Source organism: Paenibacillus sp. FSL R7-0652, from assembly GCF_038595045.1.
Lineage (GTDB): Bacteria > Bacillota > Bacilli > Paenibacillales > Paenibacillaceae > Paenibacillus.
Genome location: NZ_CP152001.1, coordinates 6484584 through 6509593 on the forward strand (window position 1 = coordinate 6484584; position 25010 = coordinate 6509593).

At 47.8% G+C, this 25010-nt stretch carries 21 protein-coding genes; 10 read left to right on the forward strand and 11 right to left on the reverse strand.

Features of this window, described 5'->3' with window-relative positions:
* Positions 1-218: 218 nt before the first annotated feature.
* On the forward strand, positions 219-2201 hold the full coding sequence (locus MKY97_RS28255; RefSeq protein WP_342553449.1) for an ABC transporter substrate-binding protein: 1983 nt from the start codon (positions 219-221) through the stop codon (positions 2199-2201).
* A 478-nt stretch (positions 2202-2679) separates the two neighbouring features.
* Here the strand turns inward: MKY97_RS28255 and MKY97_RS28260 are convergent, their stop codons facing one another.
* Positions 2680-3456 (reverse strand): SDR family oxidoreductase, encoded by a 777-nt coding sequence (locus MKY97_RS28260; protein ID WP_342553450.1) that lies wholly within the window; start codon positions 3454-3456, stop codon positions 2680-2682.
* Positions 3457-3577: 121 nt separating this feature from the next.
* Complete coding sequence (locus tag MKY97_RS28265) at positions 3578-4366, reverse strand: hypothetical protein (protein WP_342553451.1); 789 nt, start codon at positions 4364-4366, stop codon at positions 3578-3580.
* Positions 4367-4623: 257 nt separating this feature from the next.
* Between MKY97_RS28265 and MKY97_RS28270 the strand changes: the two genes are divergently transcribed.
* The gene (locus MKY97_RS28270; RefSeq protein WP_342553452.1) at positions 4624-6492 is read left to right on the forward strand and encodes an AbfB domain-containing protein; all 1869 of its coding nucleotides are present in this window, start codon (positions 4624-4626) and stop codon (positions 6490-6492) included.
* Between the two features lie 304 nt (positions 6493-6796).
* Here MKY97_RS28270 and MKY97_RS28275 read toward each other — a convergent pair whose 3' ends face one another.
* The 3 genes from MKY97_RS28275 to MKY97_RS28285 form a co-directional block, all read right to left on the reverse strand.
* The gene (locus MKY97_RS28275; protein WP_342553453.1) at positions 6797-7393 is read right to left on the reverse strand and encodes a hypothetical protein; all 597 of its coding nucleotides are present in this window, start codon (positions 7391-7393) and stop codon (positions 6797-6799) included.
* A gap of 224 nt (positions 7394-7617) precedes the next feature.
* On the reverse strand, positions 7618-7890 hold the full coding sequence (locus MKY97_RS28280) for a CD3324 family protein (RefSeq protein WP_342553454.1): 273 nt from the start codon (positions 7888-7890) through the stop codon (positions 7618-7620).
* Between the two features lie 229 nt (positions 7891-8119).
* Positions 8120-9034, reverse strand: coding sequence for a YafY family protein (locus tag MKY97_RS28285; RefSeq protein ID WP_342553455.1), 915 nt, complete (start codon positions 9032-9034; stop codon positions 8120-8122).
* Positions 9035-9224: 190 nt separating this feature from the next.
* Between MKY97_RS28285 and MKY97_RS28290 the strand changes: the two genes are divergently transcribed.
* The 7 genes from MKY97_RS28290 (at position 9225) to MKY97_RS28320 (ending at position 15158) form a co-directional block, all read left to right on the forward strand.
* Positions 9225-9791 (forward strand): hypothetical protein, encoded by a 567-nt coding sequence (locus MKY97_RS28290; RefSeq protein ID WP_342553456.1) that lies wholly within the window; start codon positions 9225-9227, stop codon positions 9789-9791.
* A 161-nt stretch (positions 9792-9952) separates the two neighbouring features.
* On the forward strand, positions 9953-10723 hold the full coding sequence (locus MKY97_RS28295) for a helix-turn-helix transcriptional regulator (protein ID WP_342553457.1): 771 nt from the start codon (positions 9953-9955) through the stop codon (positions 10721-10723).
* A 358-nt stretch (positions 10724-11081) separates the two neighbouring features.
* The gene (gene rsgA, locus MKY97_RS28300) at positions 11082-12155 is read left to right on the forward strand and encodes a ribosome small subunit-dependent GTPase A (protein ID WP_342553458.1); all 1074 of its coding nucleotides are present in this window, start codon (positions 11082-11084) and stop codon (positions 12153-12155) included.
* Complete coding sequence (locus tag MKY97_RS28305) at positions 12152-13177, forward strand: phosphotransferase (protein ID WP_342553459.1); 1026 nt, start codon at positions 12152-12154, stop codon at positions 13175-13177. Before rsgA ends, MKY97_RS28305 begins: the two co-directional genes overlap by 4 nt.
* Positions 13178-13321: 144 nt before the next feature.
* On the forward strand, positions 13322-13882 hold the full coding sequence (locus tag MKY97_RS28310) for a dihydrofolate reductase family protein (RefSeq protein WP_342553460.1): 561 nt from the start codon (positions 13322-13324) through the stop codon (positions 13880-13882).
* Positions 13883-14007: 125 nt separating this feature from the next.
* A complete protein-coding gene (locus tag MKY97_RS28315; RefSeq protein WP_342553461.1) occupies positions 14008-14325 on the forward strand; it encodes a transposase in 318 nt (105 codons plus the stop codon).
* Positions 14274-15158: an IS3 family transposase gene (locus tag MKY97_RS28320; RefSeq protein ID WP_342553462.1), complete on the forward strand. Its 885-nt coding sequence runs from the start codon at positions 14274-14276 to the stop codon at positions 15156-15158. Before MKY97_RS28315 ends, MKY97_RS28320 begins: the two co-directional genes overlap by 52 nt.
* Before the next feature lie 105 nt (positions 15159-15263).
* Here the strand turns inward: MKY97_RS28320 and MKY97_RS28325 are convergent, their stop codons facing one another.
* From MKY97_RS28325 to MKY97_RS28345, 5 genes are all read right to left on the reverse strand, one after another.
* Positions 15264-16394, reverse strand: coding sequence for an SGNH/GDSL hydrolase family protein (locus tag MKY97_RS28325; protein ID WP_342553463.1), 1131 nt, complete (start codon positions 16392-16394; stop codon positions 15264-15266).
* Positions 16395-16515: 121 nt separating this feature from the next.
* The gene (locus MKY97_RS28330) at positions 16516-16911 is read right to left on the reverse strand and encodes a hypothetical protein (protein ID WP_342553464.1); all 396 of its coding nucleotides are present in this window, start codon (positions 16909-16911) and stop codon (positions 16516-16518) included.
* Between the two features lie 347 nt (positions 16912-17258).
* On the reverse strand, positions 17259-18575 hold the full coding sequence (locus tag MKY97_RS28335) for an ATP-binding protein (protein ID WP_342553465.1): 1317 nt from the start codon (positions 18573-18575) through the stop codon (positions 17259-17261).
* Between the two features lie 90 nt (positions 18576-18665).
* Positions 18666-21932 carry an ATP-binding protein gene (locus MKY97_RS28340; protein ID WP_342553466.1) on the reverse strand — a complete coding sequence of 1089 codons (3267 nt, stop codon included), beginning with the start codon at positions 21930-21932 and terminating at the stop codon, positions 18666-18668.
* A complete protein-coding gene (locus MKY97_RS28345) occupies positions 21878-23041 on the reverse strand; it encodes a response regulator (RefSeq protein WP_342553467.1) in 1164 nt (387 codons plus the stop codon). The genes MKY97_RS28340 and MKY97_RS28345 overlap by 55 nt, the downstream gene beginning before the upstream one ends.
* A gap of 180 nt (positions 23042-23221) precedes the next feature.
* Here MKY97_RS28345 and MKY97_RS28350 point away from each other — a divergent pair, with 180 nt between their 5' ends.
* Entirely contained in the window at positions 23222-23719 is a 498-nt protein-coding gene (locus MKY97_RS28350; protein WP_342553468.1) for a DinB family protein, read from the forward strand.
* Positions 23720-23899: 180 nt separating this feature from the next.
* On the opposite strand, the gene MKY97_RS28355 is transcribed toward MKY97_RS28350, so the two are convergent.
* Positions 23900-24877: an SMI1/KNR4 family protein gene (locus MKY97_RS28355; RefSeq protein WP_342553469.1), complete on the reverse strand. Its 978-nt coding sequence runs from the start codon at positions 24875-24877 to the stop codon at positions 23900-23902.
* Positions 24878-25010 lie beyond the last annotated feature (133 nt).

The following is a 25010-nucleotide window of genomic DNA, read 5'->3' on the forward strand; positions in this document are numbered from 1 at the left end:
AGACCAAAGGCAGCTATGCAATCTCAATACGAGGGTAAATATGCAAACTCTGGTGACAGATAGAAAGATCATACCCAGTAGGAATGTGCCTCATCAACCAGTTATAGAGCAAGGGATAACAGGTCTCCAGTGGCCCGTTATCCCTTGTCTGCTCTTTACGTTGAGAATCATTATCAATATAATATAAGAAATGCCCTCATGGTAGGAGGATGGTACAGATGACCCTTACACTAGACGATCACATCTATTGGTGGAATTATGCTTCAATCCAGGTCATGGATATTCGGCTTGCCGTGCTGGAGCCAGGAGAGAACCTGCAACGTTATCAACTCCCGGCACATGCATTTGTATATGTGCTGGATGGTCATGCCACATTACAGCTAGACCACAACGTGTATACTCTGAGACGATTCCATGTCCTTCAAGGAGGCCGGGGAGCTTTATTAAATATTACCGCAGAAGAGCGGTTTGAATATTATTTAATTCTGTACAGAGCTATTCTAATGTTACCCGCTTCTCATCCTCTGAAGAAACGACCGCTGCCCGATAGTCCCTTCCTGCATCAGTGTGCGTTCCTCCCGGAATATCCCATTTCGCTACTGCGCAAGCTGGAAGATATGTATGAGCACTGGACGATACAGGACAGACTCCATCAGTTACAGGCACGAGCGCTGTTCTATTCGTTTGTTCACGCCCTTCTCTCACAGATGAAGCAGCAAGGTATCAACCCCGTCCCTCCTGATCTGCCAGCCCAAGTGATACATTATATGGAACAGCATTACATGGAACCCATCACGCTGCAATCTCTGGCAGACCTGTTCGATTGCAGCATCAGCTATCTGACCAAACTGTTCAAATCTCGTGTAAAGGAAAGCCCCATCCGGCTTCTAGCAATTATTCGCATACAACAGGCTGCCCGAATGCTAACACACGCAGACACGCCACTTCAGGAGATCGCTGAACTCGTCGGATACCCAGATGCCCATACGTTGAGCCGCAGTTTCAAAAAAGTATATGGCGTAACTCCCACCCAGTACCGGGCAGTTATTGCTCAGAACGGAAGCTTCATACCGGATTTGCCCAAGGTGCGTACCCGATCTGCCCTTGTTGCCACTGGAACCCAATGCTATAGTTTCATTGATTACGATTCTCATTTACATCCAAGCGGAGGTTTATCCATGGTTAAGACAAAACGATCATCATCCATCGCCACAGCGGCATTGCTCTTGTGCTTCACCATGATTCTCTCGGCATGTGCCGGCGGACCAACTACCACGAACAACGCCGGAACAGGTACAACAGCAGAATCCGGCATATCTCAACAAAAGCCGGCTCCAGCAGCCGAGACAGCCACAACAGCGACTCAGACCTATACCGATAGCAGAGGAACGATCACCATTCCCGCCCATCCACAGCGAATTGTCGATCTGACGGGCAGTGCCATCGGTAATTTACTGGTGCTGGGGGTCAAGCCGGTAGCATCGACATATGATGCGATGCGAAATCCTTATCATAAAGGCATGCTGGAAGGCATTGTCGATCTGGGGGAAGGTAGTAATGCGGAAGCCATACTAAATCTGGAACCCGATCTGATCATCACGTATGACTATCTGGTGGACAACCAGTATGAAGCCTTGTCCCAGATTGCTCCTGTCGTGAGTCTGAAATATGGTGCGGCGAATCCCCAGAAATTATTGCTGGAATTCGGTAAGCTGACGGGCAAAGATAAGGAAGCCCAGGCTTGGATAGACCAGTGGAATGCCAAAATTGCCAAAGTTAAACCACAGATTCAAGCGGTCGTTGGCGATCAGACGGTATCTATCCTTCAGCCCTATGCCAAAGGAATCTACGCGTGGGGGAACAAAGGTGCACGAGGCGGGGAGATTCTATATGGAGAATTCGGCCTGAAAGCCCCCTCCCTGATCCAGAAGGAACTGATTGACGGGGAAGGTGCAGGTGCAAGCCTGTCCTTGGAGCAGCTGCCTGAATATGCCGGAGACTTTATTTTCACAAGCAACTGGGGATGGGATGACGGTAACCCTGATGTGGTATACGAAAGCAATGTCTGGAAGGCACTTCCTGCTGTAAAAAACAAACACGTCTATTTCATCAACGCAGATGGCTCATTCTATAATGACCCGATCTCTCTGGAGGCGCAGCTGCAATTCATTGAGAACGCCCTCTTGAACACATCCAAATAACGTCCAGCTAATCGTTGAGTGTTCGCATTTATATAAGTTGAACTAAAGGTTTTACACCTTCCACTCCGATGACAGAATAACCTTCCCATCGCTGTTATCCCCAGATTTTTTTGATTCCCTTCCAAAGGGGAAAATCCGGTGATAAAGGCGACCGCTACGCTTCTCCAGGTTTTTTCTGTCCTCTCCGTTAACGTGTAAATGAATGTTTCCAACTTATCTAGCGCACCTAGCTTAGCGTCTGCACCTGCGATACTCATAAGCAAGTACATTCATTATCAAGAATGCTGAATAAATCCCCTCCTCCATCACTATGGAATCAGAGGGGATCTTTTGTTGCCACAGTTATTGAATAATCAATGCAATTTCACCTTTTTTCTTACGTGCTATTCCGGAAGAACATCCGAACAGCATGCCCCACGATTACAATGTAATTCTCCTAGATAGGTCCCTTCTCTAATCCTTGCTTACACTTCACATGTTACAGGTGTGATCCCCCGCTGGCATCAAGACACTGCCCGGTAACCCAGCGGCTGTCCGCTGAAGCAAGAAATGCAGCCACATCTGCAACATCCTCTGGCTCTCCCCAGCGGTTCAGAACAGACAAGCCTGCTGCATATGCCTGTCCTTGCGAGTTCGTGAGTGTTCCTGCATTCATCTCGGTATTAATAATGCCCGGCTGGATTGCATTGACCGTAATCTGGCGACTTCCCAGCTCTTTTGCCAGCAGCTTTGTGAAGGTATCCACCGCTCCCTTCGTCATGCTATAGGCAAATACCCCTGGAGAAGCCACCCGTGTAACAAAAGAAGAAATATTAATGATTCGCCCTCCATCCCGCAGGCGCGGGACTGCCTGCTGCGTTACAAACAGGGGAGCTTTTACATTTATGTTCATCACTTCGTCGAAGGAAGCCTCTGTCGTCTGCTCCAGATCGAGAATCTGCCCGATCCCCGCGTTATTTACCAGAATGTCCAGCCTGTCGTCACGTCCATGCTTCCGAATAGCATCATCAACCTTGGAAAATAATTCATGAATGCCACCCAGCGTGCGTAAATCAGCTCCAATGGCTTGGGCCTGTCCACCATGATCTGTAATATGCCGCACAACCTGCTCCGCTTCGGCTTGCCGCGTCCCGAAGTGCACAAGCACATATGCGCCCTCCTGTGCCAAACGGATTGCAATACTGCGTCCAATGCCTCTGCTCGCTCCTGTGACCAGAGCCAATTGTCCTTCCAGTCTTCTGCATGTCTCGTTCATACGTTATCCCCCTACTGAATTAAGTAGCACCCGTCACGGGCACAGGACAGTTATATCATGAGACGACATACACAATGTTGCTCTCATATTCGGCAGGGTCAATTCGTTCAGCATACGTAGATCACATCCGTATATCCTCTGAGCGAAGCTGGAGCTCCCGCCGAATCCGATCGGCTTCAGTCACCTTAAAGACTACTGCGGGCGTATATCGCTGCATTATGAGGTCATAGGGCAATTCAGAGTCCGATGCAGACTGCAGCTGGAACAATTGATAGAAATACAGACTGCTCGGTTGATGCGAGTTTCTATTTCTGGGTGGCACATCATAGGTCAAGTAGGGGAATTGGGATAAATCCGGCAGTGATTCTTTGGGAATAGCTTTGTCGGTATCGGTACTCCAAACCATGCGGTTCCACCGGGGATCATCGTTCATATCTTCAAGCAGGTTATAACGGGTTGAAGACATTTTTGTATTTTCAAGGATCAAAGGGGTTGCATCTACCGTATTCGTCTTCGCATATCCATATACATATATCTCCTGGCCTCGCTTCAGGCTTCCACTCGTTCGATACAAGCTGGCATAGAATAAAGCCTGCAGCGGAGAGGTTGTCAGCTCCAGCAGGTTCGTTGGCTGGCCCTCCTGATGACACCATGCCAGTACATGCTCCTGTTCCCATACACCCGCTTCATCCGCCATATCGTGCATATAATCATTCACGACATTGGCATAGTATTGCGGGTTACCGCGAAGTAATCGAGAGAAAGTGTGGCGCAATAAACAGGAATTCTGACAGGCAAAACGCCCGTTTTCTCCGCGAAAATAGTACCCGTCCTTCCCGTAAGGAAGCCTCTCGATCGTTGATAAGTAGTCCTCTATTGAATTTACCTCACACCACAAGGGATTCAACATAACAACCAGCCCTCCCGCACCCTGTACCAGATTTATTTTGAAATAAAAACACGCTAACAGAAGTATACGCCATCCGATCTACCTTGGCTTCATTTCCGCTTCATTTGCATTCGGGTCCTCGCTCTTGCTGCTCTTGCCTTCTGGCCTGCTGCTTTGTTCATCTCTCATCAAAATGTTCACTTGCCAAAGATTGTAAATCAACTAGAATATAAATGAAAGCGCTATATTTATTTCCAATCTCTATGGAGGTGTTCGTGGTGGGAAAACAAAAGATGGTCTGGTTTCTGGTTTTTACACTGACATTAACCTTGTTTGGTCTGCATCCTGAACGAACCAGTGCGGCGGGTGTAACGATTACCAATGGTACCGATTGGCTTGATACAGCCGGAAACCCCATCCATGCGAACAGCGGTAACATCCTGCAGGTAGGCTCCACGTATTATCTGTATGGAGAGCACGCAGTGGGGGGCAAGTTTGACAGTGTGAACGTCTACACCTCGACAGATCTGAAAAACTGGACCTTCAGCAACGCCATCCTGACCAAAGACTCCGCGACCGAACTGGCCTCCAGCAAGATTGAACGTCCTAAAGTCATCTACAATGCATCGACAGGGCAGTATGTGCTCTGGGCACACTATGAGAACGGTACAGATTACAATCTGGGGCGCGTTGCCGTAGCCACAAGTAATACACCGAATGGTAAATTCACATATGAAGGCAGCTTTCGTCCACTTGATCATGAATCTCGTGACATGACCGTTTTTGTGGACACGGACGGTACAGGGTATCTGGTGACAGCCTCCCGTAAAAATGGGGGTGCCAATGATACGATGGCTATTTTTAAAATGAATTCGAGTTATACGGGGATACAGTCCTTTGAAGGATGGCTGTTCGAGAATGCGTACCGTGAGGCCCCTGCCGTTGTGAAAAAAGGAAACCGCTATTACCTCTTCACTTCCCAGGCTGCAGGCTGGTATCCAAATCAGGGTGCATACGCTGTGGCCACATCGATGACCGGACCATGGTCGCCGCTTACGCCTTATGGCAATCCTTCTGCCTTCGGCTCACAGATCCATGATATTGCCACGATTCAGGGGAGCAGCACCACCTCTTATATTTATATGGCTGATCGCTGGAATCCAATGAATCTAGGCGAACACAAGCATATCTGGCTGCCGCTCACATTAAATGATGCTAATGGAACAGCCTCACTGGAATGGCATACGACATGGAGTATAGATGCATCTACCGGTCAGGTCACGCTGCCTGCACTTGTCAATCATGCTCAGGGCAAGTCAGCTTCCGCCAGTTCCACCGCTTCCGGTTCATCTGCTTCTCTTGCCAATGATGGCAGCTACCAGACCTCATGGGCGGCTTCCTCCAACAGCTGGCCTGCGTGGTGGCAGGTTGATTTTGGTGCACCGAAGACCATTACGGAGATTGATATTTCGTGGTTTATGTATAAAGGCTCAGAGGGATATTACAAATATAAAATCGAGATTAGTAACGATGGCGTAAATTATTCCACCTTGGACCGCACTAACAATCTGACCTATGGCTTTACCACAGATGCAGTACATTTCACCGCCCGTTATGTGCGAATCAACATGGTCAATGCTGTCTTGTGGAACAATCCGGGGAACTGGTACACGCCAACGCTGCATGAAGTCAAAATGCTGGGTCCATCCACCCCGGAAGCTGCAGGTTACAGCCAGTTCACTTCACACAATGTACCGGATCGAACAATCCGTCACGCTAACTATATCGCTCGTATTGATGCCAATGTTTCGCCTGCTGCAGATGCACAGTTCCGCACTGTACCGGGTCTCGCAAGCTCTATAGGTATATCCCTGGAGTCGATCAATTACCCAGGTTATTTCCTGAAACGCGACGCCAGTAACCATGTCGTGCTTGAAGCTTTCACCAATACCAACGCTTACAAAGGAGATGCCACATTCCTGATCAGCCCCGGCTGGGCCGACAGCTCCAAAATCTCTCTGCAGTCGTACAGCCAGCCTGGAATGTACATTCGGCATTATGATTATGTGCTGCAGCTCGATGTTGTGAACGCCGCCAGCAGCGCGACAACAAAGGGTGATGCAACGTTTGCACGAATGAATTTCTAAGTTGCCTAAACAAATAGAAACCGTATGTTATACAATGCGTCTACACTTCTCCGCACACGCTGCCCATTTTTATGACAAGGGCCCAACCATAGCTGTGAAAAGAGCCTCTATATCAGGTGATACTCGCCTGATTGGAGGCCTTCTCAGCTTGAGACCATATTTCTCAGCTCAAGATTATGCTGATCAGCTGTTCACACCAATTTCTGCTTCCGCATCCAAACCCCGGATGCCACGATCATTAAAGCATAATTTCCAGTCCCAAAAAGGCGACTTGATGCAGAAACTCCACATTACACAGCACGCATTATAACGCATTATTAATGATGTCTGTGAAGGGCTTCATATTGTACGTATCATCCTGAATACGCCATGCTCCCTCATCCTGCAAAAAGGTGATATCGCCTGAGAGTGGGATGGACTTGTACTCTTTACCTTTCTGATCTGTAAATTTCAGATCAAGTGTATATTCTACAAGGATCCAGTCACTTTTGTGATCTTTAATCTTGGCCTGTATGTTCTCAGGGTGCAGCTTCGCTTTTTCGATACTTGCTGCGTGAAGCGGCAAACTAATATAGCGATTTATTATGTACGACTCGTAATTTCTGGAGGTCAGAAATAATCTCATTGATTCCGCTTTGGCTGATAACCCTTCTGGTGTTAATGTATCTTCATAATCTTTGCCGTCCACCGTAAGCTCTTTGGTTTTATAATCAAGCGACATTTCCAAGGCCTGCTGCTGCTCCTCAACTCCAGCTTTGTCCCCGCCAGCATCATTCAGTTTCTCCATGACTGGCGGAGGGGTCTGGTTGGAAGGTTCTGCTGTTTCAGTTGAGGTACAGCCAATTATGAGGATGGATATAAGGATCAGCACAGCCAGCATGGAACCTGAACTCCGCACCATAAATAAGTCCCCCTTCATCTCCAAATTACTTTAAATTATCCAATAATCACAATGATAAGTCCAATTTTTGGATGACCTTGAAATAGGGCAGCTTAGAGATAAGCACCCGCCGATCTAATTGACCAACTTAGTATTTGAGAACCGAAAGATGGTTTTGGCCCATCGATGGATGCACACCAAAAAGCCACATCCAGGGAGCGAATGTGACTTACTTGTTTATCCTTTTACCGTTTATCTTTGCAATATACGATCTTCTTGATGCTGTCGATCGATAAACAAAAACGTGCTGCAAGCTGATCAATCGTGATTCCTTCACGATGAAGCCCGCGAATCTCGTTGTTTCGCGACCGAATCAACTGTCGACCGCCTGACTTCTCTCCCCATTTCTTGTGGGTATCCTTGGGCTTCGGGATGTAGATTAATCCGCCGGGAAGATGACGCTGTATTTCTCTCAGCAATTCTTCCGGAAGGATAGTATCAGCATTAACATATTTCATCGTACTCCGCTCCTTAAAAAATGTAATCTTTAAGGCAGCAGAGCCGTACGAGAAACTTCTGACGTTAGTACGTCATTGATGGCGGAAAAGTGAATCTGGCTCTATGCAAACAACCGCCGTTGTCCTCGTGTAGACTCTGCATAGAGCGGGTCGTCAAATTTATTATGAATCGAATCATGGTAGCCCCCCTTTCATTAATCATAATTTCCCCATAAACAGCCGAAATCCTTTATTCTTCTTGATACTGGTGTAAACTTTGCCGCAGCATATTGCGGACTTGTTCCCGCAGCTCTGGCGGAGACACCACTTCCACCTCGGGACCATAAGAAAGCAATCTGCGCGCCGTAAAGGCAAACTCTGTTCGAGGTACCATTCCGCGCCACTCCTGATGGGACACCGCTCTGAACAGCACATCCGACGCCGCTATTCTAACACCGAATTCGGTGAATCGCAGAACAACTGCTTCCGCCTCCTGATCCGCTGCCTGTTTCAGCCATGCCTTTAGCGTAGGCAGTGATTCATCCGTCTGATCGAGCACGGTAAGCTGCTTCATTCGGTCCACGCGGTACAGCAATACTCGGTCATTATTTCGCGCAGGCATGTACCAATATCCCTGTTCATAATAGATACCCAGAGGATACACACTCACCTTTTTCCAGCCGCTTCTAGCATGATACATAAATACAATGCCTTTCTTCTCAACAGCAGCCGTTAACAGCTCGGATGTTAAGAACTCGCTATGATCACCTGGATGCTGCATAAATGCAATATGATCTCTCATCCCTGCAATCCGGTCCTGTACATCCGAAGGCAGCGTGGAGAAGTACTGCTCCGCCAGATGCTCCCGAACCGAACCATACGGAAAATCAGGAACCTGCTGCAGATATTCAAGCATCATAAACAGCCCCAGTGCTTCCTGCTGTGTCAGCTGCAGGGGCGGCAAAATCCGGTTTGGAAGCACCCGGTATCCCCCGTTTACTCCAACCTCCGTATATAAGGGAAATCCGAGTGCCTGCAGCGCATCCAGATCTCGCTGGATCGTTCGCACCGAGACCTCGAACCGTTCGGCCAATTCACGTGCCGTGAACTTATGTCTGGAATCCATGAGGCGCATCATCGCCAGCCTGCGTTGATTCATCATCATCCCACCTTAACCTATGTCGCTTTAGGTAATAAAATTAGGTCTCACGAAAATTGTAGCACATCGGGGCTGTTTCACGAATTCCCATCTGGGCATCGGCCCTGAGATAAGTTTGAGATGCAAGCAGGGCCCTCCAACACCCATGTAGAAATATAGAGCATTCACCACTAAATATCGGGAGCTGAAGCCAACGATGAGCAGCAAAGAACTCTTTCCAGCAGATGTACGTGAGGTTATTGATTACCTTGAGCATGGCGATGTGCTGAAGGGCCCTTATTCTTCAGCAGCACCTAACACAACGGTAGATGGAGCAGGTTCTGAGAAATCGGGTCTGTTTACGAATCTAGAAGAAGCCCTGCTGTTTTATCAGGATGAAGATGCAGCTCCGCCTTATTATTTTCTGCTGGACATCACCGCAGATGCATCCGGAGATATCCCGCCTGCCTCCAGTGAGGAAGAGCGAACTCTTGCACGAGCACTTATTCTGTACGAAGAAGCGCATGACTTTTATGGCATCATGAAGAAAAGAATAGCTGGACTGGCTGATGAACTAAGCCTGCAGCCTGCGTACGTTAACCTTCTCGCAGATATAATCAGCGGCGACCTCTATCAGATTGCCAAAGCCCGGCTGCTGTGCAGGGAACCGCACCCTTATTTTGAAGCAATGTTTGAAGTATATAAAAATCAGGGTATGCCCGTAGGCTGGGTAGGCAGTGAATCTGCAAGCGAGGGGCAATTTATCATCTACACTCGTTCTTAAACACACGAGACAGCAGACAGTACACAGTAAATAAGTCCGTCATCACTCAACCAGAGATATAGAAATATCAACGGTTGGTTGAAGTGTCACCTACACCTCCATACACGAGATGAAAAACAGACGTTATGCTATAGATAACATTTCGAAGGAGGTTTTCTCTAATGAACAATCTTCAGCATATGAGCACCAAAATTGCAAAGCTTCGGAGGTCCAGCAGTATGACCCAGGAGGAGTTAGGAAGGCATTTATCCGTGTCCGCACAAGCAGTGTCCAAGTGGGAGAATGGCGATTCCTTACCCGATCTGCCACTGATTGTAAAGTTAGCCGAAACGTTTGGCTGCTCGACGGATTATTTATTGGGACACGAAGGTGGACTCACGTCGCTTATTCCTCAAATCCGCGAGACGTTCCACCAGCTGGAATTAACCGATCGGATTGAATTTCTTGGGCAGCTTATCACACTAACCGAAGGACCTGCATCTGCACTGCCAGTTCGTTCAGACGGGCATCCGTCTCTTGTACATATTCACCTTGGGCCAGCAGGGCTGGGTGCCTGGGCTAAGGATCGCCTTGTTTGTATTGCCTCACCGACGTTCTTGGAAGAAGCTGTTGAGACATTACGCAGCGAGCCAGGCTTCCCGCTGAACCTGCTGTCTGATGAGGTCCGCCTTGTTTTACTTCATTTATTGCGAGATATAGATGATCTGAAGCCTGAATATGCAGTAGATGAAGAAATGCTGCGGGAGCAGCTTCCAGACTCCATACATCTGGATGAGATCCTTACAGAATGCATTGAACTTGGGTTTGTCGACCGCGTGCGAGGTGGATACCGGCTGAACTTTCGGGCTGATCTTACGGTTCGGCTGCTCGTTATGATTCATCAAATCATCAATAAACAGGGGTCGATGAACGTAACCGTAGGGAATTCATAAAAATCCGCATCATTAAACATTGAATTATTTTCCAATACAGGTTATTGTATAGACAGCTTAGTGATAAGCAAGTTCCTTACACGAAGGGAGAGGTTTTTAATGGCAGCTACTTATATGGATATGGTGGTCCGTTCTTAAAACTGAATAGCTGGCATATCTGAAAAAGGCGGGAAAACTCCCGTATTATTTGTTATGCCATCCAAAGTAACCTTTCGTGAATATTGCTGTTTTGAAGATACGATGAAGGTCGTATCTTTTTTTGCATCCTGATGCCGCAGAACAGCAGCTTCTTAAGAGGCTGCTTGTCTGCGGTATTTTTGCGTCCAAAAACAACTTTAAAGGAGCTAATTGTATACCAATGATGAATTTGAAAGCTTATGGATATATAGAAACAGAAGAGAATTTAGATGGGTTATTGCCTGGCAGAATCACAGAATCTCAGCGGGAGCGCTTCACCGTCATGACTGAACTAGGTGAAGTCACAGCTCTACTGAAAGGCTCGTTTTATTACCATGCGGATATGCGGACTGATTTTCCGTGTGTCGGTGATTTTGTCCTGCTGCGGTACAGCGAAAGCGGTGATTCTCTGATCATTAAGGTGCTCCCCCGCCGCTCCAAGTTCTCACGTGCAGATTACACAGGCCACGCTGCCGGCTACGCCAAAACGGTACTGGAACAGGTTGTAGCCGCCAATTTCGATACTGTATTCATCCTTACTTCGCTGAACCAGGACTTTAACCTTAATCGTATTTTGAGGTACCTGACACAAGCCAGACAAAGCGGTGGTCAACCGGTCATTATTCTGACCAAAGCAGACCTTGCTGCAGATTATTTTCCCATGCTCGCAGCAGTTCAAGAAAGCATACCCGATGTACCTGTTCACGTGATCAGCAGTCATTCCGGTCTGGGGCTGAACGAACTAGCTTATTATCTGATACCTGGTCAAACGGTTGTTTTTCTCGGTATGTCCGGCGTGGGCAAATCCTCACTGCTCAATGTGTTACTCGAAAAACATGTCATGAAAGTTCAGGAAATTCGGGAAGGCGACAGCCGGGGAAGACATACCACAACACATCGTCAACTATTCATGCTGCCCTCCGGAGCGATGGTTATTGATACGCCCGGGATGCGCGAGTTGGGTCTATTTGATGCTGAAGAAGGTATAAGCGCAAGCTTCACTGATATCGAAGAGCTGTTCTCCCAATGCCGATTCTCAGACTGCCGTCACCAGACCGAGCCTGGCTGCGCTGTTCTCTCCGCACTGAACAGCGGTTCGCTGACCCGTGAACGATGGGAGCAGTATCAATCGCAGCAGCAGGAGAACAGGTTTGTGCAGCACAGATCGAGCTATCTTATCGACAAAAGAGCGAAAGATAAAACAAACGCCATGTGGAGTAAACAAGCGAAGAAAAATGGAGGCCGCAAACAATGAATATGACGATGGAAACGCTGTACCAGGTGTTAAAGCAATATTTTAAACAAGATGTAATCACAGTAGAATATGACACTATCACGCTTCATGGCGGAACAGTAGGGAATGTAAGTCTGGTTACGGGTACTGCCGAAACTGCTGATGGTCAGAACCTGCCCTATCAAATCGTGCTGAAGATTCAGTCGAAATGGGAACGTTACAATGACCCTGACTCCTGGCGCCGAGAATATGATCTCTACATGTCTGATCTCGGAACGACCTTCTCGGATACTTTTCGCTGGCCCGTTTGCTACTATGCAGAAATGAATGATGAAGAGACTGGATATCAGCTGTGGCTGGAATACATCGATGGGGTGACTGGTTTAGAGCTGTCCGATGATATGTATGAACAGGCTGCGCTGGAGTTAGGTCGCTATCATGGCAAACTGTATGCGGAGCAGCCCGCCGTGCTGCAGAATCTGACCAACTTGAGCCATGTCGATCTGATGAAAAACACGTATCTTTATTATCGCTCCTGGCCGCTTGTGTATGATTATATCCGTTCCGAAAATTGTGATTTCCCGCCGCATGTCCGGCAAATGCTAATCGATATAGATGAGAACTCGGACAACATCTTTGCCCGAATCGAGCAGCTGCCCGTCGTGCTGAACCACCGGGATTTCTGGGTGACCAATATATTTTATGCCGATGGGAAAATTGCGCTCATTGATTGGGATACATCCGGATGGGGTTACCTTGGAGAGGATCTGGCCAGCCTGATCGCAGATGAAACAGATATTGATCATATGGTGGAGTACTATCAGCGCTGTATTCCTGCGTATTACCAAGGTTTTGCGGAGTATGCTGATGCTCCATCCATTGCAGATCACTGCGTGTACGAGATGATTCTGATCGTGTTTGGATACAGACTTATAGAGGGGTATCTCCATGCCGAAGCCGCGGAAGCAAAGGAGCAGTATGCTCGAACACTGCAGAAAATCTATGAATTGAAAGACAGTCCGCTGCAGAGTAGTGTCCGCTGATTCATTGCTTATAGTGAAAATAGTGCATTGTTGGTGGTAGTACAATTCCTTCCTTTAATTTTTGAGCCAGCACACAAACTACGACATGATATGTCATAGTTAAGTGGTATCCTAAAGGTATCAAAGGAAGGGAGCGATGTACAAGTGAATGCTTCAAAAACAATTCTCTACATTGCCATGAGCCTGGATGGATATATTGCCCGGTTGGACGGTTCTGTAGACTGGCTTTTTGATGTTGAAGGTGACGGCGGAGATAACGGATATGCTGCATTTTATCAGACAATAGGAAGCGTTGTTATGGGACGTTCCACATACGAGGAGGTTCTTACCTTATCAGAGGAATTCCTTTACGCAGATCGTCCAGCCTATGTCCTTTCCCGCTCAGAGCATCCGCCTGCACCGCATGTACAATTCACAACCGAGCATATGGAGACACTTATTCCCCGGCTCAAAGAGACTTCCGAGGGAGATGTATGGATTGTAGGCGGCGGCCTGCTTGTTCAATCCGTGATGGAAACACAGCTGCTGGATGAAATTGAGGTAGCGGTCATACCCAAGGTGCTCGGCGAGGGAATCCCCTTATTTCCTAAAGGTACCTCACCTGCGCTCCTCAAAATGGTTCGTACTCAAACACTTGGACAGATCATATCCATTCGTTATGAGGTGCAGCGCAGCCCTGCAAGCAGAGGTTTCATTACAGGTTAACAGATGATCAGTTTCGATAAAACAACTAAAAGAAGACCGTACAGCGTCCTGAAGTGCACCCCTTAGAATAGACATTGGAAAAACCCCTGGGTTTAACCGATGAAATTCTAGGGGGTGTATTTTTTATGGCGATTAAGGGACAAAAGTTTAAAACGTATTCGGAGACGTTGAAAAATGAGGCTATTCGTCTGCACACGGTTGAGGGCTGGACTTATCGAAAGATTAATGAGCATCTGGGAATTCATGACCCAGGACGAATGAAGCGCTGGATGAGAAAATATCGGGAACAAGGTGAGTTTGGACTGATGGATCAGCGAGGGCGACGTAAAGAATACTTGGACCAAGACCGTTATGTCCAAAAACTGAAACGGGAGAATGCGTTGCTAAAAAAGTGCTTGGTCATCTGGAAGGAGGAAGCAAACAAGAAAGATTTCAGATCATAGAAAAAGTAGCGGCATACGGGGATATCCAGAAACTTTGTGATGTATTTGGCGTGTCACGGAGTGGATTTTATGCCTACATAAAACGTAAACGATTTGACCGCGATACAAAGGCGATGAACCAAGTACTTCAAACCTATCAACGATATGAAGGGAAATATGGTTATCGACAACTCCAGTTGTTCCTTTGGCAAGATCAGGGGACTTGGATGAACCATAAAAAGGTGCTCCGCCTGATGCAAATGCTCGGTATTCAATCCAGGATTCGTCGTAAACGACGCTCCAGTGGCCCGTATGCACCTGCGCAGCGAGTAGCAGAGAACTGCCTGAAGCGAGACTTCAGTGCAGAAAAACCGAATCAGAAATGGGTAACGGACATTACCCAGTATCGTGTGGGAGAGCGCTGGATATATCTTTCAGCTATAAAGGATCTGTTTAATAACGAAATTGTGGCCTACGAAATAGGCGAACGCAACGATAATGAACTGGTGCTCCGCACATTCAGTAAGGCGTTTGCGAAGCAAAAAGACGTGACCGGACTCGTCGTTCACAGCGACCAGGGTTTCCAGTACACGTCTCATGCTTACCACGACATGCTGCCAAAGGTTGGCGCCCGAATCAGCATGTCTCGCCGAGGAAATTGTTATGACAATGCCTCGATGGAGAGTTTCTTCTCGCATCTCAAAACGGAAGGACTCTACCCTTATCATATCCGAACGCTTAACGAAGCACAAAGCAAAATCGAAAAATATATTCGTTTTTATAATCGAAAGCGGCCACAACGGAAACTGAAAAAACTGACGCCGGTAGAGTACCGACGCCAGTTTGCAGCCTAGGGTCTTTTTATAATGTCTACTAAATGGGGTCTTGACCATCCCGCTGCACGGTCTTTCGTTATCCCATGACTTAAAATTATCATGGAGACACGCATCAAAATAATTTTATTTCAGAATTCCTTTAATCCATTCGGTTAGTACATCAGCCGCTCTGCGATGTGATAGGTCACCAGGATGTGTTCTTGCGCCTATCGTTTCCAGGGTTGTATTGGGAAGCTGCACGATGGAAACCCGGTGATCTGCTGTTTGGCTTTTATATGTGTCAGCCGCACGGTATATCGCGGGCAGCATGGATGCTCCAAGCATGCCATAAGCCCAGACGATATATGCTTGCGGATTATTTTTCCGCAGTTGGATCAGAAATTGTACAGAAGCCTGCTCAAACTTGGCCAAGTCTTCTTCATGATACGTTCCATCTTCATTCAAACGCTGCTTGTACACCTGTCCGGTGAGCGGGTCAGTCCATGCTGGAGAATGAAATGCGCCATCATCATTACTGCCGAGATTAACCACGATTACGTCCGGCTGCCAAGAGCTGAATTCATGCGGCTCCAGCGTACCAAGTTGTTTATTCTGTTCACCCTGCAGCAGGCCGCAGACCTGTTCATAATATTCTGGAATGTTACCGCGCGGGTTGTTGTCCCAACTGCTCAGTACGCCCCAACCGCTCTGAGAGATGACACGGTACTCCGCGTGTAACGCCTCAGCCGTCATGAACGTATAGTTGTGCAGCGCACTAAACCACATCGGGACCCAGTCCTCCTCCGTCTTCGCGCCAATTGCTCCCTCACCCGAAGTGATGCTGTCTCCAATAAATTCGATTTTAAGCCGCTTCTCTTCCACCGGTAGAAAGGTGCCATTTGTTTTCACTGCATGAAACTGCAGACTGCAGCCCGGATCAACACTCATCGCCTGTACATCCTTAATAATACGCACATTTTTTACTGCATCAGAGTTCATGCCGCGGAAGATACAGATCCAGAATCTGCCCCTCACCAACATCTGCCGGCTGACCGGAACACCGTTAATGATAACGCTGATCCAGGGCTCAAGCTGATCATATGATGACTCTACTTCCACCCACAGTTCTGAGCCCTGCACGTTAAGTTCGACCGCGCTGCCTGTCCAAAATAAAGTCAGGGGTGAACGGTCTTCCGTTGTTCTGCCGTGCACTTTCATATACGGCACCTTCGACATGGCAGTGATCTCTAATTCTTCATTGCTGCTGGGCTTCATATGTAAAACCTCCTGTTATAATATCCGTGTTACGCAACACGCCGCTCTGATTCTGATGAGTGTCTCGCTATTAACGTTTTTGAATGATATATCAGTACAGTACATGTCTCCTGTTCATTGCCTATACGATGCGGAACGGGGCGTGGCCTGTCTCGGCATGAAACAGCTGTGTCGGTTTGCGCAGACGCAGGCTGCATCTCAATTGGAATACTGCCTTCTTCTGTTCCGATGCTGCCAAGGATACATCAATCCATAGAGGGACCAGTGGTGCGTGCCAGCATAAGAGATTGACGGCCTCATCCACAGTGAACTGCCGGTGTGCCACATTGTCGGGAGCCAGTACAACCAGCCGCATCATTTCGTCTGCACCGTTCAATGATGTGCCTGGCTCGTGAACAGGATCGATGAGCAGATAAATCTCCTCGTACTGCAGCTGATCCCGTCTTTGGATCTCTTCAAGCGCATGCAGCAAATGTGTTCGAAAGATGACTTTATCCATCTGAGTTGCTCGCTCCATAGAAGATGTCCTCCCTGGTCGTAATATGTATTGACGCTATAGATGAATTTCTCTTCTTCCAGATCTCCTATATCTATTAGGCGCAGCAGCGAGAATCCCTGCAAATCAACCTGTTCAAGTTCATTTTATCCGATGTACTCCGTTCCTGAACAGGTACGCTGCCAAACAAAAAGGGACTCTCGATCATTTCACATCGAGAATCCCATTTGAACTTGCCCTACGTTGTTTCCATCCCATTGATGGCTGCCCTCCAGACCACCCTCAGTCATGCCTGCAAGCTCTAAGTCTTTGTACCGTTTCCGCACATATCGATGATGTCATGGACCATGCCGCGGCTCAGCACTTGATCATCCACGATCGTGGTCAAGAGTGCTTTCGACACCCGGTTCCTTCATTAGACTGGCTCTGGGAATTATGACATTGAATGCAGTCCCATGCCCTAATGGAGCAGACTTCACCAGAATCTGTCCTTCTAGCGACTGCACGATATCACGTACATGTGACAGCCCGATACCTGTGGCGGCTATGCCAACTTCATTGAACTTGGTCGTATAACCGGGTTCAAAAATAACCCCGCGCTTCGCGTCAGGTACCCCTTTTCCCGAATCGATCACCACAAAGTGAATATCGTTCTCCTGTTCAAATACTTTTACTTGAATCGTACCTTCACGCTCAATGGCCTCGACTGCATTCGCAAGCAGGTTATTCATGACCGTGAGCAGTGGAATATAGTAAGGTGATTCTCCTTCATACTGCTGCTCAATCTCGATTTTGATCTGTTTGTGCAGCATCTCACTGTATTTCCGATTGGCCTTCCCCGCAAAATGTACCACTTCCGAAAGACTCATATTAACGGTGTTTTCATTGTCATAAAGCTTCAGCAATCCTGCCAGAATACGCTGTGAATCCTTCTTCACCTCATGAATCTGCTGCGCAATCCCCAGCGTTCGCTGGCTGTATTCGTTCATATCCCGATCTCGCAGATCACGATACAGCTCATAGCTGTTTGCCGTAATGCCCTCAATTGTATTCATCGCTTTCTTCAGATAAAAGACCTCGCCATAAAGTCCTGAATTCACACTTAACATCTGTTCCATCCGCTTCTCCTGTTCTGCATGCAGAAGCCTGATCTGCCTGACTGCAAAACTGTTATAGAGTCCAATCACAAAGTAACTTCGCAGACCGCCCACAATAAGCAGATACAGCCATTCACGCATATAAAAAATATTGGTCCCGCTCAGCACGCCCCGCACGAATAACTCCACGAAGTTGGAAGAAAAATCAATCCCCGTTATCATCCCGCCGAGCAGGAGCGGAGGAATTTCATGAAAACGATATTTAATCTTGCTCAGCCCATACGCAAAGACCACATAATACAAACCTGCCCCAAGGTTATCCCGCATGCTGTCCCATACCGATAAGGTGTGAACATGATGAATCAGATCAGCGGATTGGAGAGTAATACTTGCCAGCCCGGTCAGAATCCCTGTTTTCACGTAGGGTAAATGCGGCATAATCATCAGCAGAAATAGAAGAATGCTGACCCCCAGACCAATTCGGAAATCATCCTCCCGAAAGGGATTAATTTTGAACTGTGCACCTGCCGCTGTAGCCAGAGCAACGGCTATCATCTGTACGTTCTCGTTTTTGACCCAATTGCGCATCTCGTTCCACCTACTATAGCAGCGTTTAGAAGCACAGGCTGCCAGAGCCTGCGCTTCTAATGTAAAATATACTAACATACGCTAGAAACATTAGAAATCATTAAAATTTGGAGATGATGCACTTCTCCTGTCCTCCTGATCGGCTGCACGATCTGGAATCTCGAAAGATACCATAGTGCCCTTGCCCAGCTGACTGACGATCGTCAATCCACGGCCGTACCGTTGGAGTAATCTGCGGTTGGTGTTTGCAATTCCAATCCCGGCTTTGCTGTTCCAGGAAGACTGCTGTAAGGCGGCGACCTGGTCAGGCCCCATGCCTTTGCCATTATCCTTGACCTCAACCCGGGTGCAGCCCTCACGCTTACTAATAGTCAAACATATCGTTCCGCCCGCATTGCGGCTGAGCAAACCGTGTTGAACCGCATTCTCAACCAAAGGTTGAATCGACAGTGGTGGCAGACGCAACTTGAGATCAGGATCGATGTCCAAAACAACGGAAAGCCGATCTTCGAAACGTGTCTTTTCAATAAACAGGTACGCTTCAACAAGTTCCAGCTCATGGGATAAATCTACAACTTCCCTCGTATTAAGATAGTTAAAACTGATCCGAAGATAAGAGGAGAAGGCTTCGCCGAGCTTGCGCATATGTTCCGCATCGATATCGCTAAGAACCATCAGTGAATTCAGCGTATTAAACAAGAAATGCGGCTGAATCTGTGCCTGCAGGTATGCAGCTTCCATTCGCAGGCGCTCCTTGATAGACTGGTTCAGCATCGTTAATGCACGTATCCGGTACTTAAGCTCGACAGCATCTACTGGCTTGGTGATATAATCATTAGCCCCGGAGGCAAATCCGGTATAGATATCCGGCGGCTGACTTCGGGCCGTCAGCAGCAGCACCGGAAGCTCCGACATGGAAAATTGTTCACGTACCTTCCGAGTCAATTCATATCCCGACATATTGGGCATCATTACATCCGTAATTAGTAAATCCCACTGCCGTGTATTTAACAACTTCAATGCTTCCTGCCCTGAACGAGCAGTTGTGATCAGGCAGGGCTCATTGGAGAGGCTGCTGACCAGCACTTCCAGGTTCACCGGATCATCATCAACAGCAAGTATGTATGACTTTCCTTCGGTTAAAAGCGGAGGCATTTCTTCGGCCGCAGCCGATTCCACATTTTTCGTGACGGCATGCTGCAGCGAAAAGCCATTCAGTGCTCCCTCCAGCATCGCGGCATCCTGCTCCCACGCAGCAGGATGCTGTGGTTCCAACGTTGACTGTGACTGCGGCTCTGTTTGCATAGTTGACGGGGCCAGCGGCAAATTGAAGCTAAACACCGAACCTTCCCCAGGTACAGAACGTACAGACAGTGTTCCGCCGTGCAGCTCGACGAGCTGTTTGCAGATACTCAATCCAAGCCCGATGCCCTGCCCGTCCCGTTCATCGTAGAATCCCTGCTCATATGGCAGAAAGATTCGCCCTTGGGCCGCCTCATCCATACCTGTGCCTGTATCGGCAACATGAATCAGAACGCAGCCCTCACCCATCTCGGCACTTACCGTAATCGTACCTTCCTCCGTGTGTTTAAGCGCATTGTGCAGCAGGTTGTACATAATCTGTACAAGCCGCTTCTCATCCGCCAATACCTGAGGAAAGTCTTCCTCAATGTCCATCTGCAGCTGAACCGATGTCCGTTCGACCATGTAACCAAGCATCGTCATGATGCCAGGAACGAGTGATTGAACTGATAGCGGAGAAGGCTGCAGTGTAATGCGGTGCTCCTTAAGACGAACAACATCCAGCAGGTCTCCAAGCAGATGAGACATTCGCCGCCCAATCGTAATCAGCAGCTCCATATCCTCCACACTGCGTGCATCAAGCTTGCTCTTTTCCCGGGTAATGACATTATGAGCTATATTGATGATTCCGTGCAGTGGTGTCCGCAGCTCATGCGACGTATTCGCCAGAAACTGATCTTTGATCTTGTCCCCCTTCTCCAGTTCCTTGTTCAGTTCCATATTCTCACGAGCATTTCTGAAATATTTCTTGAACCAATAAGCGGAGAAGCCTGTAATGGCAAACACGATATCGAGCGGATAATATACGGTCGTTCCGTCCCCGAAAGTGTCTGCTGCACTCCATAACAGATTTGATATAATTCCCCCGGCGGTCAGAAGCAGGAAAACCGTATCCCGGTCTGATGATGTTCTAAAAATCATTGCACCGACAATGGATAGAAACCAGATCCCTGAGATCAGAAAGAACAGGTTGAGGAGATAGTACTGATTCAGCATATACACCATGCTAATCGGTACAACCAGAATGACAGCAATATAGATCAAGGCTGTGCCTGTGTAGATTTGGAGCCATTTTTTACGAATACGAACCAGGGCCAACCTCTGAAACAGCAGCAGGATACAAGCATTCTGCAGCATCAGACAGATCAGCCGAAGCTTGACTCCCCATGTATAGTTAATCGGAAGCCATAACATTAAAATGTTATCGTGACCAGCCATGACTGTAATGCCAACGGACAGCGTAAGGACCGCTGCGACCAGCAGGGCTCGCTCCTGCGGATTGAACGCATACAAAATACAGGCATACATCCCGTGCAGCATCAGCACAAGAAAGATAGCCAGTTGAAAACCGATCGAATACCAGCGTACGTAGTCAACGGCGGCCTGCGAACCAAACTGAACAGGTTTGCTGATTCCTCCCTTATAAGGACTGTCATAATTGGATGTACGAATAAGCAGTTCAATGGAAGTTGAACCTTCCCCATCGTAGGCAGCTGTAAAAGAAGTGCTTCTAGGCACATAGTTATCTTCATGGTCTGCTGTCTGCCCCATACCACCCACGTTCTCCCCATTGATCTCAACATCGGATGAACTGCGGATGTCTTTGAACCAAAAGGTGACAGGTGTCTGAAGGGGATCCGTCAAAATGCGCAATCGGTAGGTAGCATATCCAAATGAACTGTCCTGATCCATGCTGGCGGCAGTTCTCCAGTCTCCGGGAACCTGAACGATCGAAGCCGCGGGCTCTTTTGCTTTATTCAAAAAATCCTGATGCGTAAGCAGCTCACTCGAATAAAGTTCCCATTCTCCGTTCAGATTCATCACTGGCGATTGGTTCAGATTAACCCCGCGCAAATCAAGCACTCCATTCACAGGACGGTGCCCTTCCAGAGTAGGGAACATAGAAAACCAAGACAAACGCATGCCCAGCAGCACACCAAAGATGACCAGCATGATCAGAACATACCGGTAACGCTTCAGAGGTTGATTATAATGCAGGTTCATCGGTGACGGAGCCTTGATCTGGTCAACCCAGATTTCCAGTCCGTGTACCATTCACGTACTTCTTCACTTATCGAAATATCCAATTCCTGCTCCATTCTGGCGGTTAAGAGGCGATACTGTTCTTCCACACCCAGATTATGATTCATCTCCGCATACATCTTCATCAGGATAAAGTAACTTTCCTCTTCATCCGGAAGGATCTGCTGCATACGCCGTGTGTTCTCAATTACGTTCTCGTCCAAGCCTTGTTTCTGATAGTACAAATTCAGCTGCTTCATGTGGAACAGCCACAAATAACGGAGTCTTTCGCGCTCAGGTTCGGCCCACATGTACTCATATTGTCCCAGATATGTACCCTCATATTGATGGAGGATACGCTCATATTCCTGAACACAATCAGGAGTTACCGTCTTCCACTGCCGGATATTCTGCTCCCACTGCTCACAGTCCAACCTGGCCTCACCAAGCTCCAATCGGTATCCAGCCTCCAGATGCCCGCTCTGAATCTTGATCATGTTCATCCCGCATGATTTCAGTGTTTGGCGGATATGATACATGGTGGTATACAGTTGATGCACAATTTTGTCATCTTCCAATTCGGGCCACAGCAGCTCCAGCAGTACACTGCGATGAATGGTCTGGTTGCGGTGATGCAGCAGGTACGCAAACAATTCCTGAGCTTTGCTGGTACGCCACTTGGCAACCTGCGGCTTTTTACCCGGGAGTTTAAACCGGATCTGATTAAAACAGCAGATTAAGGAAGGTTCCTTCGGGATTGTTTGCTGCTCACGTCTTACGCCAAGCCTCTCCTGTACACGATTTAATGCCTGCTTCAGACGTTCCTTCTTCACAGGTTTCATCACATAATCCAGTGCTTGAAGTTCAAAAGCATGAACGGCATGCTGATCATAGCTGGTGACAAAAATAATCTCTGTGCCGGGTACAGCAGCCTGAATCTGCCGTCCCAACTCGATTCCATCAATCTCTGGCATATGAATATCCAAAAAAACGACATCCGGTCGATGCAGCAGGACTCCAGGCATTACTTCTATCGGATTCCTATAGGCAGCTGTAATCTGAATGTCACTTACTTCTTTCTCTAACAACTTTTGCAGTCCAATCAACGCGAGGCGTTCATCATCAACCAATATGACCTTCACAGGAGCTTCCTCCTTGACCCAGAGATCTCGATTTTATTTCCACCATTATATCATAAGCATACAGCAAATTTGGTTTCTGTTCCCACTTTTTAATTTTCCGCAATTTAATTGTATAATAGATATAATAACAGGGAGAGACCTGTTCTTATAGACCTGTTCGTATAGAGAGGAAGATTACACATGTCAGATGAAAATCAAAGTTTTGGACAAGCTCTTGTCAGATCCTTAGTAGGAGAACGCGGGCATATTCGCATCGCCAAGGCACTGCCCGATATTGATCTGGATCTCGCGGGACGCACACATGAGGCTATGCCTTACACGATCTATCAACTGGTGAAACATATGCACTACTGGCAGCAGTTCATGCTGGAGCATATCCAGGGACGTAAACCGCAGATGCCGGCAGATGTAAGCGAGAGCTGGCCTGTAGAGAAAGGTCCACAGGATGAAAAAACTTGGCAGGAGGACATTCAAGCATTTCTAAGCGGAATCGACCAAGCCGTATCCATTGCAGAAACTGCACAGCTGAACGATCCACTGCTCTATTTTCCAGGAGAAACCAAAGGCGGATTGCTGCGCAATATTGCTTCACACAACTCGTACCATCTGGGCGAGATTGTTCTGCTTCGCCGTTTCTATGGTGCATGGCCGCCTCCTGGTGGTGGATTCCCTGCTTAAAAACTGAGGGATGGGCAGCTCCATTCCGTCAGAGACGGAAGATGGTTTAAATGAACAGAATGATTCGAATTATGCCACGGATATGCTGTATATCTGAAAAAAGAGAAGCCGCAGAGGGGGACCTCATCCTGCAGCTTCTCTTTGGTTTATATTCTTTATTCTGATCATGCCATTTCTATCTCAAACTTCCGGACGCATTAACCCCTGAATAAAAGCTTCGAAGTTCGGTGCAAGGGGTGTAATCGTTCGCTGATCCTTTGTTACATAGACCACTTCAGGCTCGCCATCATTACCAAAGGAACGGTAGTCCAGCATGACAACCCCCGCTTCGGAAGGCGCTTTGGCAATGACCACGCCAATTTCAGGATAACCATCACGTTCGATCACTGCCCAGCTGCCCTCTGCGCCGCATAGGGAGCTGCTTTTATCACGACCAATCCCCAATATCCCTTCAATCTCCACATATCCCGTTTCACCTGATTCTTCATTCGTCACAGGGAAGAAGCGGTTATATGGAATGCCGCCGTTGTGTTTCTTCATCATCTCAATATAGGAGGCAGGTAAACGGAATACGAGCTGTTCCTCTACCGATTCAATCAAACCGTCGCTTGGCGGATCAGATACATATCGCTCCAGAGCCAGTTCACTGTCATTCCAGAATTCGCCGGATGCTGGTACAGGATCACCAAGAACGACAGGTGCGGCTGAGATCGCTGCAGGAGCCTTTTCAGATGTTTCCTGTCCCAGCTCACCACCCTCCTGTACTTCATCGCTCCCTTCATCAGCCATGTCCTCATCATCTTCATGTTCGTCCCTTGTTCGAATCCAATCCAGAAACTCCAGTGTATCTTCATCCCCTGGCTCCAGCTCATCCGAACGCTCGAATGCCTGCTCAGCCTTGTCATACTGTTCCAGATAGTAATACGCTAGTCCAATCCTATACTGCCAAAGCGGGTCATCTGCTCCCTCTTCGGATACGGTCAGAAATTGTTCTACTGCTTCTTCATATCGTTCCAGATTGTTCAGTGCACGCCCCAGATGATTTACCAGTTCATAGTCTCTCTCTTCTACAGGAATCTCCTGCACCGCATCCACAATCTTCTCGTATTCGTCTTCCTCATGCCAAGTTTCCAACTGTTCCAACAACTCTTCGCTCATTATCGTGCCTCCGTTCCTTCATCTCATCATTATGTATTGAAAATTATACCACTATACGGAACTGCTTCTCCAGCTTAGAAGGTACCTACCAGAACCATCATGGCTTTCTACCTTGTCAGCTTTACATACGGAA